5 protein-coding genes and 1 tRNA gene are annotated in these 14073 nt (G+C 69.7%); 5 read left to right on the plus strand and 1 reads right to left on the minus strand.

Annotated features, from left to right (window positions below; genetic code table 11):
• Nucleotides 1-281 precede the first annotated feature (281 nt).
• Nucleotides 282-357: transfer RNA gene (locus tag ACH4ZA_RS21640), tRNA-Thr, on the plus strand.
• Nucleotides 358-413: 56 nt separating this feature from the next.
• Here the strand turns inward: ACH4ZA_RS21640 and ACH4ZA_RS21645 are convergent.
• Nucleotides 414-3155, minus strand: coding sequence for a SpoIIE family protein phosphatase (locus ACH4ZA_RS21645; protein ID WP_319277744.1), 2742 nt, complete (start codon nt 3153-3155; stop codon nt 414-416).
• Nucleotides 3156-3530: 375 nt separating this feature from the next.
• Here ACH4ZA_RS21645 and ACH4ZA_RS21650 point away from each other — a divergent pair, with 375 nt between their 5' ends.
• From ACH4ZA_RS21650 to ACH4ZA_RS21665, 4 genes are all read left to right on the plus strand, one after another.
• Nucleotides 3531-8993: a HAMP domain-containing protein gene (locus ACH4ZA_RS21650; protein ID WP_319277742.1), complete on the plus strand. Its 5463-nt coding sequence runs from the start codon at nt 3531-3533 to the stop codon at nt 8991-8993.
• Nucleotides 8994-9273: 280 nt separating this feature from the next.
• A complete protein-coding gene (locus ACH4ZA_RS21655; RefSeq protein WP_319277740.1) occupies nt 9274-9960 on the plus strand; it encodes a response regulator in 687 nt (228 codons plus the stop codon).
• Nucleotides 9961-10124: 164 nt separating this feature from the next.
• Nucleotides 10125-12899 (plus strand): DNA translocase FtsK, encoded by a 2775-nt coding sequence (locus ACH4ZA_RS21660; protein WP_398431001.1) that lies wholly within the window; start codon nt 10125-10127, stop codon nt 12897-12899.
• Nucleotides 12900-13156: 257 nt separating this feature from the next.
• Entirely contained in the window at nt 13157-13993 is an 837-nt protein-coding gene (locus ACH4ZA_RS21665) for a RodZ domain-containing protein (RefSeq protein ID WP_319277737.1), read from the plus strand.
• Nucleotides 13994-14073: the final 80 nt, after the last annotated feature.

Raw genomic sequence — 14073 nt, forward strand, 5'->3', positions numbered from 1 at the left:
GTACTGCAGGGGGGACCCTGTGGGAGAGTAGGACACCGCCGAACAATCATTGCGAAAACCCCCGTGCCATTCGGCACGGGGGTTTTCTGCGTTCAAAGCGTGTCGAATCGGTCGGCGGCCGGCGTTTCGGATCCGGTCAGGCGCGAGACGTAGTCGAGCGGGCCTGACCGGTGACGGTCGACGGATCGCTTCAGGTACGCCTGTGAGCGAGTTTGAGAACAGCGGGTCCTTCGGGGTATGCTCTATTTCGTTGCCGCGAGGGAAACCTCGAGAAGTGACCAGCCCCCTTAGCTCAGTCGGCAGAGCGTCTCCATGGTAAGGAGAAGGTCAACGGTTCGATTCCGTTAGGGGGCTCCACAAAGAGAACGCCTCCACCCGTTCGGGTGGGGGCTTTTCTCATTGGTGGTCTTCTCTCATGCCACGCGCATGGCCAGGATCGCCATGTCGTCCGACGGGGCGTCGGACGCGAAGCGTTCCACCGCGCGCATGATGCGGGCGGCGACCGCGCCGGCCGTGAGACCGGTGCAGGTGGTGAGAACGTCGGCGAGGCCGTCGTCCCCCAGCATGCGGGTGCCCTCGCGGCGCTCGGTGACTCCGTCGGTGACGCAGAGCAGGACGTCGCCCGGGTCGAGGATGACGGTCTGCTCGTAGAGCTCCAGGTCCTCCATGACGCCCAGCAGCGGCTGGGGTTCGGCGGCCGGTTCGACCGTGCCGTCCTGGCGGAGCCGGAGGGGGAGCGGGTGGCCCGCGCAGACGACCTTCAACTCCGCGCTGCCGTCGTCGTGCGGGCGCATCTCGCCGTACAGGAGGGTCAGGAAGCGGCTGCGGGTGCCCTCGTCGAGGATGGCGGAGTTGAGACGCTCGAGGACGGCCGGACCGCTGAGGCCCTCCCTGGCCAGCAGGCGAAGGGCGTGCCGGGCGAGGCCGGTGACCGCCGCCGCGTTCGGGCCCGTGCCGCAGACGTCGCCGATGGCGAAGCCGTAGACGCCCTCGCGGATGGGAAAGACGTCGTAGAAGTCGCCGCCGACCTCGTTGCCCTCTCCGGCGGCCCGGTAGATGACCTCCACCTCGACGCCGTCGATCTTGGGGGTCTCCGGGGGGAGAAGGCTGCGCTGGAGGGCCTGGCTGATGGCCGTGCGCTCCGAATACAGGCGCGCGTTGTCGAGGGCGAGGGCCGCTCGGCGGCTCAGGTCCTCGGCGAGCTCCAGGATTTCCTGACGGAAGTGCTCGTCGGTGGGCTTGCCGAGGGTCAGCATGCCGATGACGCGGTTGCGGGCGACCAGGGGAAGGACGACGGTCTCGCCGCCGACCGCGGAGGCCGTGGCGAGGGTGGGGCCGATGCCCGAGGCCACCTGGTGGGTCGGGCCGCCGGTCAGGCCGAGGCTGCGCATGGAACTGCGCAGGGCCGCGTCGTGCGCCGCGGCGGCGGGGGCTCCCCACACGCGGGCGCCGGGCGTGGGGACCGGGTCGGGCGGGGCGATCTTCGAGAGCAACGACTTGATGCCGTCGATCAGCTCCTCGTCCTCGTGCAGGACGTAGGAGAGATACGGGTCGGAGGCCTGGTCGGCGATCGTGTAGACCGCGCACCACGTCGCCAACGTGGGCACGGTCATCTGGGCCATCAGGGCGAGGGTCTGGTCGCGGTCCAGGGTGCCGGCGAGGAGGTCGGACGCCTCGACGAGGAAGCTGAGGGAGCCTCGGCGAAGGCGCTCCAGCTCGCCGAGCCGGGCCGACTCCACGGCCAGCGCGATGCGGTCGGCCGCGAACTGCAGGCGCAGGGCCTCCTCGTTGGAGTAGCGGCCCTGTGTCTCGGCCGCCACCCCGAGGGAACCGGTCAGGCGGCCCTCGACCTTCAGCGGGACCGTGACGACCGAGCGCATGCCCGTGCCGTTCAGGAGGGGGACCGCGCCGGGGACGGCCAGGAGATCCTCGTGGACGGCCGGCATCCGGGCCGAGCCGTAGCGCCCCGGGCCGGCCTCGACGGGCACGCGCGCGAAGCGCTGGCGGGCGGAGGGCAGACCCGTGGAGGCGCGGACCTCCAGCTCGGTCTCGTCGTCGGTGGCAAGGAGGAGGAAGGCGGAGTCGCCGTCGAGCATGTCACGGGCGCGTTCGACCGTGCGCTGGAGGAGGCCGTCGAGATCGTCGGGGGCCGGTGAGCCGATGAACACCTCGAAAGGGTCGGTGCTCTGGCCGTCGGAAGAGGTGGTGTTGTCCGTGGACGGGACGCGCGAGGGGGTCTGCAGGACGGCGCGCTCGTGGTCCCGGACGAGGAGGCAGACCGTGGAGGGCTCGCCGTCGGTGTCCCGGACGCGCAGGTGGGAGGCGTAGACCGGGGTGACCCGGCCGTCCGCGCCGCGGATGCCGTAGCTGCCCTCCCAGCGGGAGAGCTGAAGCGCCTCGGCGATGCCGGTGCTGGTGCCCGGGGTGTGCGGCCAGGCGGCGAGGTCGGTGAGGGGCTTTCCGGTGACCTGGTCGGCGGGGTAGCCGAACAGTTCCTCGGCGTCCTCGTTCCAGGCGGAGACGACTCCGACGCGGTCGATCTGGACGACGGCGACGCGTACCCGGCTGTCGGCGAGGGGCAGGAGGTCGGCGGGGAGCGACGGGCCGGCAGTGCGGGTGCCCACCGGGCGGTCGGGCAGATCGAGTTGGAACCAGACCTGCTTGCGGGTGGGGGTGTACTCGACGCCCCAACGGGCGGCGATGGCCGCGCACAGCTGGAGGCCGCGGCCGCCCTCGCGGTCGGGACTGCCCATGGTCGCGGGGGAGCCCTGGAGGGGGATCTCACGCTCCGGGTACCGGTCGGCCACCTCGATGCGGACACCGTCGTCGCTGCGCAGGCACAGGACATCCGCGTGGGTGCCGGCGTGGACGACCGCGTTGGTCACCAGTTCGCTGGTGAGGACCACCGCGTCGTCGACGATGTCCGCGAAGCCCCACCCCTGGAGGGTGTCGCGGACGAAGGCGCGGGCGGTCGCCACGGATCGCCCCACGGGCTCGAAGCTGGCAGCCGCGCGCGCGGTGATCACAGAACTCCTCGGCCGGTCGTCGACGTGCAGGGCTCCCCGGCCGGACAGGTCGCCTCGCTGGTGCGGCGGACGCGTGCCTGAGGACCGGGGGTCCGGGGTCTGTCCCCCCGGGATCAGTCCGGTGGTCATGTGTGCGGCCGCCCCTCCGATGCCCGCTCGTGCTCGTGCCACCGCCCAGGCCGGCGGGACCGGCGTGGCTGGGAGGCCGCATGCAAGGTTACTTACCATCCCGGTCCCCGCGGATGCCGGTCGGCGCAGTTCCGCCCAGGGGTGTGCGGACGATGTGCGAAGCTGCCGAACTGTTATGGCCTGGTTCGGCAAGGGTGAAACACTGGGCAGGCTTGTTGTGAAGGTCCGGGCAGACTGGGTGTCTTCTGAGCACAGGGGGCAGTAGCTCCCGGGTCCCGCCTGGTTTGATCGGGCGGGGATACCCAGAAGTAACGGGCATGGCGAAAAGTAGCACCCAGGCACAGCGGTAACGGTCGACCCCTGCGGGAGGGACAAGTGGAGTCTGGCGCAGCGACGCGGGGCACTAAGACGCGCGCGAAAGGCGGACAGTCTCTGAGCAGGCCGCGTACACCACGCGGCGGGACCACTGTCGTGGACACGGCAGCTCTGAACCGTTTGCTGGTCGCTCTGGTGTCCATGCGGGAGGGCAATTTCCGCAAGCGGCTCACGGTTTCCGGCGACGGCGTGATGTCGGAGATCGCCGCGGTGTTCAACGAGGTGGCGGATCGCAATCTGCATCTCACGGGCGAGCTGTCGCGGGTGCGACGCATGGTGGGGCGTGAGGGGAAGCTCACCGAGCGGCTGGAGACGGGAGCCTGCGAGGGGTCCTGGGCGACGGCCGTCGACAACTCGAACGCGCTGGTCGACGACCTGGTCAGGCCGGTCTCCGAGGTCGGGCGGGTGCTGTCGGCGGTGGCCGAGGGCGATCTGTCGCCCCGCATGGAGCTCAGGACGCAGACCCCGGACGGGGCGGCCGGGCAGCCGTTGCGCGGGGAGTTCCTGAAGGTCGGGCGGACCGTCAACAACCTCGTCGACCAGCTGTCGACGTTCACCGACGAGGTCACGCGCGTGGCCAGCGAGGTGGGCACCGAGGGCAAGCTGGGCGGGCAGGCACAGGTGCGCGGCATGTCCGGTTCGTGGAAGGACCTCACGGAGTCCGTCAACACCATGGCGTACCGGCTGACTGCGCAGGTGCGGGACATCGCGCTGGTGACGACGGCGGTGGCCAAGGGTGATCTGTCACGGAAGGTGACGGTTCACGTCGAGGGCGAGATGCTCGAGCTGAAGAACACCGTCAACACGATGGTGGATCAGCTCTCCGCGTTCTCGGTCGAGGTGACGCGGGTCGCCCGCGAGGTGGGCACCGAGGGCATCCTCGGCGGCCAGGCGCAGGTGTCCGGTGTCGACGGTGTGTGGAAGGAACTCACCGATTCGGTGAACACCATGGCCGGGAACCTGACGGCCCAGGTGCGCGGGATCGCGGAGGTGACGACGGCGGTCGCCAACGGCGACCTGTCGCAGAAGGTGACGGTGTCGGCGCGCGGCGAGGTCGCGCAGCTCGCCGACACGATCAACCAGATGACCGAGACGCTGCGCACCTTCGCCGACGAGGTCACGCGTGTCGCCAACGAGGTGGGCGCCGCGGGGCAGCTGGGCGGCCAGGCGAACGTGCCGGGCGCGGCCGGCACCTGGAAGGACCTGACGGACTCCGTCAACACGGTCTTCCGCAACCTCACGACGCAGGTGCGGGACATCGCGGCGGTGACGACGGCCGTGGCCAGCGGTGATCTGTCGCAGAAGGTCACGGTGGACGTGGCCGGCGAGATGCTGGAGCTGAAGAACACCGTCAACGGGATGGTCGACCAGCTGTCGGCCTTCGGTGCAGAGGTCACGCGCGTGGCGCGCGAGATCGGTGTCGAGGGCGAGCTGGGCGGTCAGGCGCAGGTGTCGGGCGCGGCCGGCACCTGGAAGGACCTGACGGACTCCGTCAACACGGCGTTCAGGAATCTCACCGGACAGGTGAGGAACATCGCGCAGGTCACCACGGCGGTGGCCAACGGCGACCTTTCGCAGAAGGTCACCGTGGACGTGTCCGGCGAGATGGCGCAGCTGAAGAACACCGTGAACACCATGGTGGACCAGCTGTCGTCGTTCGCCGACCAGGTGACGCGCATGGCGCGGGACGTGGGCACCGAGGGCCGGCTGGGCGGTCAGGCGCGGGTGGACGGCGTCTCGGGCACCTGGAAGGAGCTCACGGACTCCGTGAACTCCATGGCGGGGAACCTGACCTCGCAGGTGCGCAACATCGCGCAGGTGACGACGGCGGTGGCGCGGGGCGACCTGTCGCAGAAGATCGACGTGGACGCGCGCGGGGAGATCCTCGAGCTGAAGAACACCATCAACACGATGGTGGACCAGCTGTCCGCGTTCGCCGACCAGGTGACCCGGGTCGCGCGTGACGTGGGTACCGAGGGCCGGCTGGGCGGTCAGGCGCAGGTGCCCGGCGTGGCGGGCGTGTGGCGGGACCTGACGGACTCGGTGAACGGCATGGCCGGGAACCTCACCGCACAGGTGCGCAACATCGCACAGGTGGCTACGGCGGTGGCCCGCGGAGACCTCTCCCAGAAGATCACCGTGGACGCGCGCGGGGAGATCCTGGAGCTGAAGAACACCCTGAACACGATGGTCGACCAGCTGTCGTCGTTCGCCCAGGAGGTCACGCGGGTGGCCCGTGAGGTGGGTACGGAGGGGCAGCTCGGCGGACAGGCCGAGGTGCAGGGCGTCTCCGGCACCTGGAAGGACCTCACGCAGTCGGTGAACTTCATGGCGAACAACCTGACCATCCAGGTGCGCCAGATCGCCGATGTCACGACCGCGGTCGCCAAGGGAGATCTGTCGAAGAAGATCACCGTCGACGCCAAGGGCGAGATCCTCGAGCTCGTCACCACCGTGAACACGATGGTCGATCAGCTGTCCTCGTTCGCGGAGCAGGTGACCCGGGTGGCCCGTGAGGTGGGCACCGAGGGCATCCTGGGCGGTCAGGCGTACGCCTCGGGCGTCACGGGCATCTGGAAGGACCTCACCGACAACGTCAACCTGATGGCCAAGAACCTGACCATGCAGGTGCGCAACATCTCCCAGGTCGCGGCGGCCGTCGCCAACGGCGACCTGACCCGCACGGTGACGATCGAGGCGCGCGGCGAGGTCCAGCAGCTCGCCGACACCTTCAACACCATGGTGAAGACGCTGAGTTCGTTCGCCGAGCAGGTCACCAAGGTGGCCCGTGAGGTGGGCACGGACGGCATCCTGGGCGGGCAGGCGCATGTGCCGGGTGTGGCGGGCACCTGGAAGGACCTCACCGACTCGGTGAACGGCATGGCGTCCAACCTGACCGGTCAGGTGCGCAACATCGCCATGGTCACGACGGCCATCGCCAAGGGCGACCTGACGAAGAAGATCGACATCGACGCGCGCGGGGAGATCCTCGAGCTGAAGACGACCATCAACACGATGGTCGACCAGCTGTCGTCGTTCGCCGAGGAGGTCACCCGCGTCGCCCGCGAGGTGGGCACCGAGGGGCAGCTGGGCGGTCAGGCACGCGTGCGTGACGTCGACGGCACCTGGCGAGACCTGACCGAGTCGGTGAACGAGATGGCCGGGAACCTGACCCGGCAGGTGCGGGCCATCGCGCGCGTGGCGACGGCGGTGACGCGCGGCGACCTGAACCTGAAGATCGACGTGGACGCGTCCGGGGAGATCCAGGAGCTCCAGGACTACATCAACAAGATGATCGCCAACCTGCGTGACACCACGATCGCGAACAAGGAGCAGGACTGGCTCAAGGGCAACCTCGCGCGCGTGTCCGCCCTGATGCAGGGCCGGCGCGACCTCCAGGACGTGGCCTCGCTGATCATGAGCGAGCTGCCGCCCCTGGTGGCCGCGCAGCACGGCGCGTTCTTCCTGGCGATGCCGCCGGCGGACGGCGACGCCGACCTGTACGAGCTGCGGATGCTGGGCTCGTACGGCTACTCGATGGGATCGATGCCGTCGTCGTTCCGGCCGGGCGAGGCGCTGGTGGGGACGGCGGCCGAGGAGAAGCGCACGATCCTCGTCGCGAACGCCCCGAGCGGCTACCTGAAGATCTCCTCGGGGCTCGGCGAGGCGCCGCCCGCGCAGGTGATCGTGCTGCCGGTGCTGTTCGAGGGGCAGGTGCTCGGCGTGATCGAGCTGGCGTCGTTCACGCCGTTCACGCAGATCCAGAAGGACTTCCTCAACCAGCTCGCCGAGATGATCGCGACCAGCGTCAACACGATCTCCGTCAACACCAAGACGGAGCAGCTGCTGAAGCAGTCCCAGGAGCTGACCGAGCAACTGCGCGAGCGGTCGGCCGAGTTGGAACAGCGGCAGAAGGCGCTGCAGGCGTCCAACGCGGAACTGGAGGAGAAGGCCGAGTTGCTGGCCCGGCAGAACCGCGACATCGAGGTGAAGAACACCGAGATCGAGGAGGCGCGCCAGGTCCTGGAGGAGCGTGCCGAGCAGCTCGCGGTGTCGATGCGCTACAAGAGCGAGTTCCTGGCGAACATGTCGCACGAGCTGCGCACGCCGCTGAACTCGCTGCTGATCCTCGCCAAGCTGCTCGCCGACAACGCGGACACCAACCTCACGCCCAAGCAGGTCGAGTTCGCCGAGACGATCCACGGGGCCGGTTCGGACCTGCTGCAGCTGATCAACGACATCCTCGACCTGTCGAAGGTCGAGGCGGGCAAGATGGACGTCTCGCCGACGCGGATCGCGCTCGTCCAGCTGGTGGACTACGTGGAGGCCACCTTCCGTCCGCTGACCGCCGAGAAGGGGCTCGACCTGTCGGTGCGGGTGTCGCCGGAGCTGCCGGCCACGCTGCACACCGACGAGCAGCGGCTTCTGCAGGTGCTGCGCAACCTGCTGTCCAACGCGGTGAAGTTCACCGACTCGGGGTCGGTCGAGCTGGTCATCCGGCCGGCCGGGGCGGAGGTGCCGGTGGCGATCCGCGAGCAGCTGCTCGAAGCGGGTTCGCTGACCGACGCGGACGCGCCGCTGATCGCGTTCTCGGTGACCGACACCGGCATCGGGATCGCTGCCAGCAAGATGCGGGTGATCTTCGAGGCGTTCAAGCAGGCGGACGGCACCACCAGCCGCAAGTACGGCGGTACCGGCCTCGGGCTGTCGATCTCGCGGGAGATCGCGCAGCTGCTCGGCGGCGAGATTCACGCGCAGAGCGAGACGGGCCGCGGATCGACGTTCACGCTGTACCTGCCGCTGCATCCGAGCGAGCTGCCGCCGCAGGGCTACCAGCAGATCGTGCCCGCACTGGAGGCCGGCGACCTGGTGGCCTCCGAGAACGGGGCGGTCGAGCCGTCGGAGCTGTCCGGGACGGAGATCCGGATGCCGGCCGAGGTGAAGTCGTACCAGGACGCGCAGAACGGCCCGGCGGCCCTCTTCCGGCGTCGCCGCCGCATGGTGAGCGGTGAGCAGGTCGGCAGGCCGGAGCAGTGGCCCTCCCGCGGACAGCAGACGGGGACGCAGACGCGTCCGGGCATCCGGTTCGGCGGTGAGAAGGTGCTGATCGTCGACGACGACATCCGCAACGTGTTCGCGCTGACCAGCGTCCTGGAGCAGCACGGCCTGTCGGTGCTGTACGCGGAGAACGGACGGGAGGGCATCGAGGTCCTGGAACAGCACGACGACGTGGCGGTCGTCCTGATGGACATCATGATGCCCGAGATGGACGGCTATGCGACGACGAGTGCGATCCGTCGGATGCCCCAGTTCTCGGGTCTGCCGATCATCGCGCTGACGGCGAAGGCGATGAAGGGGGACCGGGAGAAGGCGATCGAGTCCGGCGCCTCCGACTACGTGACGAAGCCCGTCGACCCCGATCACCTGTTGACCGTGATGGAGCAGTGGATGCGGGGCGAGTGACGGGGGCGCCCGGCGTGATCGGCGCCTCCCGCGCGCCGGGAACTCTCGGGGGTCGTCCACCGTTGTTGACTCAGGGTGGCCGATGCCGTGTAGCGGGGCGGAATTCGGGGAACCTTCTGGTCTTCTGCTGCGTTCCTGCTACGTGCACAGTGACATCACGGTGACAGGGTGTGGCGACGGTCGGGGTGCGGCTACCATGACCGGCACAAGGAAGGGCGGCGCAACGGAGTCGTCCCCAGGGGCGGCGCCCGGTGCACTGCCGGGGCGAGGAGGGCGGGCCATGGTGCAGAAGGCCAAGATCCTCCTGGTCGATGACCGGCCGGAGAATCTGCTGGCGCTGGAGGCGATCCTCTCGGCGCTCGATCAGACGCTGGTGCGGGCATCGTCCGGGGAAGAAGCGCTCAAGGCACTGCTGACGGACGACTTCGCGGTCATTCTGCTGGACGTCCAGATGCCGGGAATGGACGGTTTCGAGACGGCCGCGCACATCAAGCGGCGGGAGCGGACCCGGGACATCCCGATCATCTTCCTCACCGCGATCAACCACGGGCCGCACCACACCTTCCGCGGTTACGCGGCGGGCGCGGTGGACTACATCTCCAAGCCGTTCGACCCGTGGGTGCTGCGCGCGAAGGTCTCGGTGTTCGTCGAGCTGTACATGAAGAACTGTCAGCTGCGTGAGCAGGCAGCTCTGCTGCGGCTGCAGTTGGAGGGCGGTGGCGGCAAGGCCGCCGCGGGCGGGGCCAAGGAGGCGGCCGGTCTGCTCGCCGAGCTGTCCGCGCGGCTCGCGGCCGTCGAGGAGCAGGCGGAGGCGCTGTCCAAGCAGCTCGACGACGAGTCGGCCGACGCGGCGGCGGTGGCCACGGCCGCCCATCTGGAGCGCAAACTCACGGGCCTGCGCCGGGCGCTGGACGCCCTGGAGCCGGGCGCCGGCAGCGGTACGGCCTCCGTGTCGTCGCAGAACTGAACGGAACTGACGCGTACGGCGCACGAAGTCGTGCATGACAACGCGTCAGTTCCCTCTTTCCGCACAGCGGGCGCGTCAGCTCGGGGTGTCGGCGAAGGCGACACGAACGGGTGAAGCAGTGGGCACGCGTGTCCCTTGCGGTCTCCACCGGTAACCTCACCTCCATGGCCCCACGTCCTTCCGCAGCCAAGAAGCAGCCCGCCAAGAAGGCGGCGGCTCCCGCGAAGGCTGTGGCGAAGCAGGCCGCCGCGAAGAAGGTCGCCGCGAAGAAGGTCGCCGCGAAGAAGACGCCGGCGAAGAAGCCGCCCGCCAGGAAGGCAGCGGCGAGGAAGCCCGCGCCCGCGCCGGCGCCCAATCCCACCGGGGGCGTCTACCGGCTCGTCCGCGCCGTCTGGCTCGGGCTGGCGCACGCCGTGGGCGCGGTGTTCCGCGGCATAGGGAACGGCGCGAAGAACCTCGACCCGGCCCACCGCAAGGACGGCGTCGCGCTGCTGCTGCTCGGCCTCGCCCTGATCGTCGCCGCGGGCACCTGGGCGGATCTGCGCGGCCCCGTCGGGGACCTCGTCGAGATCCTGGTGACCGGCTCGTTCGGCAGGCTCGACCTGCTCGTGCCGATACTGCTGGCGGTCATCGCCGTGCGCTTCATCCGGCACCCGGAGAAGCCGGAGGCCAACGGCCGCATCGTGATCGGGCTGTCCGCGCTCGTCGTCGGCGTGCTCGGGCAGGTCCACATCGCCTGCGGAGCGCCCGCGCGCAGCGCCGGCATGCAGGCCATAAGGGACGCGGGCGGTCTCATCGGCTGGGGCGCGGCGACGCCGCTGACCTATGCCATGGGCGAGGTGCTCGCCGTGCCGCTGCTGGTGCTGCTCACGGTCTTCGGGCTGCTCGTCGTCACAGCGACCCCCGTCAACGCGATCCCGCAGCGGCTGCGGCAGCTCGGGGTGCGGCTGGGCGTGCTGCACGATCCCGAGACGTACGAGTACGACGAGTTCTCGGACGACGAGCGCTACGACGAGCAGTGGCGCGAGGCGCTGCCGGGCCGCCCCCGGCGGCGCTCGGGCCCGCCCGAGGCGTACGACCCCGACAGCGCGGAGCAGGACGCCCTCGCGCAGCGGCGCGGCCGGCCCCGGCGCTCGGCGGTGCCGCAACCGGCCATGGACCGGCAGCCGGACGCCGTGGACATCGCGGCGGCCGCCGCGGCCGACCTGGACGGCGCCGTTCTGCACGGGATGCCGCCCTCGCGGATCGTCGCCGACCTCACCCAGGGCGTGAGTGTGGGCGACCGGGAGCCGACGACGCCGACACCCGTGCCGACGCCGGGCGCCGCGCCCGTCCCCGCGCCGGCGTCGCGCCCCAAGCAGGAGAAGCTCAAGACCGACGGGACCGTACCGGACCTCACCAAGTCGGCTCCCGAACACTCGCGCGAGCTGCCGCCGCGCGCCGAGCAGCTCCAGCTCTCCGGCGACATCACCTACGCCCTGCCCTCCCTCGACCTCCTGGAGCGCGGCGGCCCCGGCAAGGCCCGCAGCGCGGCCAACGACGCCGTCGTCGCATCGCTGACGAACGTCTTCACCGAGTTCAAGGTCGACGCCGCCGTCACCGGCTTCACCCGCGGCCCGACGGTCACCCGCTACGAGGTCGAGCTCGGCCCCGCCGTGAAGGTGGAGCGGATCACCGCCCTCGCCAAGAACATCGCCTACGCCGTCGCCAGCCCCGACGTGCGGATCATCAGCCCCATCCCCGGCAAGTCCGCGGTCGGCATCGAGATCCCGAACACCGACCGCGAGATGGTCAACCTGGGCGACGTGCTGCGCCTGGCCGAGTCCGCCGAGGACGACGACCCGATGCTGGTCGCCTTCGGAAAGGACGTCGAAGGCGGTTACGTCATGCACTCGCTGGCGAAGATGCCGCACATCCTGGTCGCCGGCGCCACCGGCTCCGGCAAGTCGTCATGCATCAACTGTCTGATCACCTCGGTCATGATGCGGGCGACCCCCGAGGACGTCCGGATGATCCTCGTCGACCCCAAGCGTGTGGAGCTGACGGCCTACGAGGGCATCCCGCACCTGATCACGCCGATCATCACCAACCCGAAGAGGGCCGCCGAGGCGCTGCAGTGGGTCGTCCGCGAGATGGACCTGCGCTACGACGACCTCGCCGCGTACGGCTACCGGCACATCGACGACTTCAACCGTGCCGTGCGCGAGGGGAGCGTCAAGTCGCCCGAGGGCAGTGAGCGCGAGCTCCAGCCGTACCCCTACCTGCTGGTGATCGTCGACGAGCTCGCCGACCTGATGATGGTCGCGCCGCGGGACGTGGAGGACTCCATCGTGCGCATCACGCAGCTCGCGCGCGCGGCGGGAATCCACCTCGTGCTGGCCACGCAGCGCCCGTCGGTCGACGTCGTCACCGGTCTGATCAAGGCGAACGTGCCGTCGCGGCTCGCGTTCGCCACGTCCTCGCTCGCCGACTCGCGGGTCATCCTCGACCAGCCGGGCGCCGAGAAGCTGATCGGCAAGGGCGACGGACTGTTCCTGCCGATGGGCGCGAACAAGCCCACCCGTATGCAGGGCGCCTTCGTGACCGAGGCCGAGGTCGCGACCGTCGTCCAGCACTGCAAGGACCAGATGGCCCCGGTCTTCCGGGACGACGTCACCGTGGGCACGAAACAGAAGAAGGAGATCGACGAGGACATCGGCGACGACCTGGACCTGCTGTGCCAGGCGGCCGAACTGGTCGTCTCCACCCAGTTCGGATCGACGTCCATGCTCCAGCGCAAGCTGCGGGTCGGCTTCGCCAAGGCGGGCCGGCTGATGGACCTCATGGAGTCGCGGAACATCGTCGGGCCGAGTGAGGGATCCAAGGCGCGTGACGTTCTGGTGAAGCCGGACGAGTTGGACGGCGTCCTCGCGGTGATCCGAGGGCAGTCTGAGGGGTAGACGTCAGTCGAGGGAACGGGCGCCGGCCGTGACTCACCCGTTAGAAAACGCTGAGCAACCGTTTCCCTTTGCCGTACGTCCAGTTGAGCGAGAGACAGGTTGCGGTACCCCGCCGGGGCCCGTGACCGGCCCGTTATCGATGTGTCCGGACCATACCGATGGCGTACAAAGTCCTACCGTCCGGTTGCCCCTCACTTCGGCACCCCCCCTAGACTGAACCTCCAGCACAGGTGGCTACACGCTCGAAAGGCGCCCCCGTGTCCATCGGCAACTCCCCTGAAGACGAGCGTCCGTTCGAAGACCCGTCCGAGGAAGCCCCCTTCTCCATCGGTCGTGCCCTGCAGCAGGCGCGCATCGCGGCCGGGCTGACCGTCGACGACGTCAGCACGGCCACCCGGGTGCGCATCGCCATCGTGCACGCCATCGAGGCCGACGACTTCACCCCCTGCGGCGGGGACGTCTACGCGCGCGGGCACATCCGGACCGTGGCCCGGGCCGTCCACCTGGATCCGGTCCCCCTGATCGACCGCTACGACGCCACCCACGGCGGCCGCCCCGCGCCTACCCCCGCCGCGCCCATGTTCGAAGCGGAACGCATCCGCCCCGAGCGCCGCGGACCCAACTGGACCGCTGCCATGGTCGCCGCGATCGTCGCGGTCGTCGGCTTCGTCGGCTTCACCGCCTTCCAGGGCGGCGACGAGGGGTCGCAGGACCAGGTCGCCGACGGCGCGACGCCCACGACCGGCAAGACCGCCTCGCCCACGCCGAAGACCGAGAAGCCCGTCGACGAGAAGCCGGAACCCTCCGACAGCGCCATCGCCGCGGCGCCGCAGGACAAGGTGACCGTCCAGGTCGTCGCCGCCGACGGACGCAGCTGGGTCTCCGTCAAGGACCACACGGGCCGTCTGCTCTTCGACGACCTGCTCAAGAAGGGCGCCTCCCGGACCTTCCAGGACAGCCAGAAGATCAATCTCATCCTCGGCGACGCCGGCGCCGTCGATCTGTACGTCAACGGCAAGAAGCTGAACGACGACTTCCAGCCGGGCGCGGTGGAGCGGCTGACGTACACCAAGGGCGACCCGCAGGTCGGATGAGCGGGCGTTTCCCGGTGCGGCGGGGGCGTACGACGGGGTCGGCGAAGATCGTCAACCCCGTCGACGTCCGCTGTCGGCAG

Origin of the sequence: Streptomyces sp. NPDC020597, from assembly GCF_044335095.1 — a bacterium.
Lineage (GTDB): Bacteria > Actinomycetota > Actinomycetes > Streptomycetales > Streptomycetaceae > Streptomyces.

What these genes read in the sequence shown, in the direction of transcription:
- ACH4ZA_RS21660 (WP_398431001.1), top strand. Translation starts at nt 10,125, where the DNA reads ATGGCCCCACGTCCTTCCGCAGCCAAGAAGCAGCCCGCCAAGAAGGCG.
- ACH4ZA_RS21655 (WP_319277740.1), top strand. Translation starts at nt 9,274, where the DNA reads ATGGTGCAGAAGGCCAAGATCCTCCTGGTCGATGACCGGCCGGAGAAT.
- ACH4ZA_RS21645 (WP_319277744.1), bottom strand. Translation starts at nt 3,155, where the DNA reads ATGACCACCGGACTGATCCCGGGGGGACAGACCCCGGACCCCCGGTCC.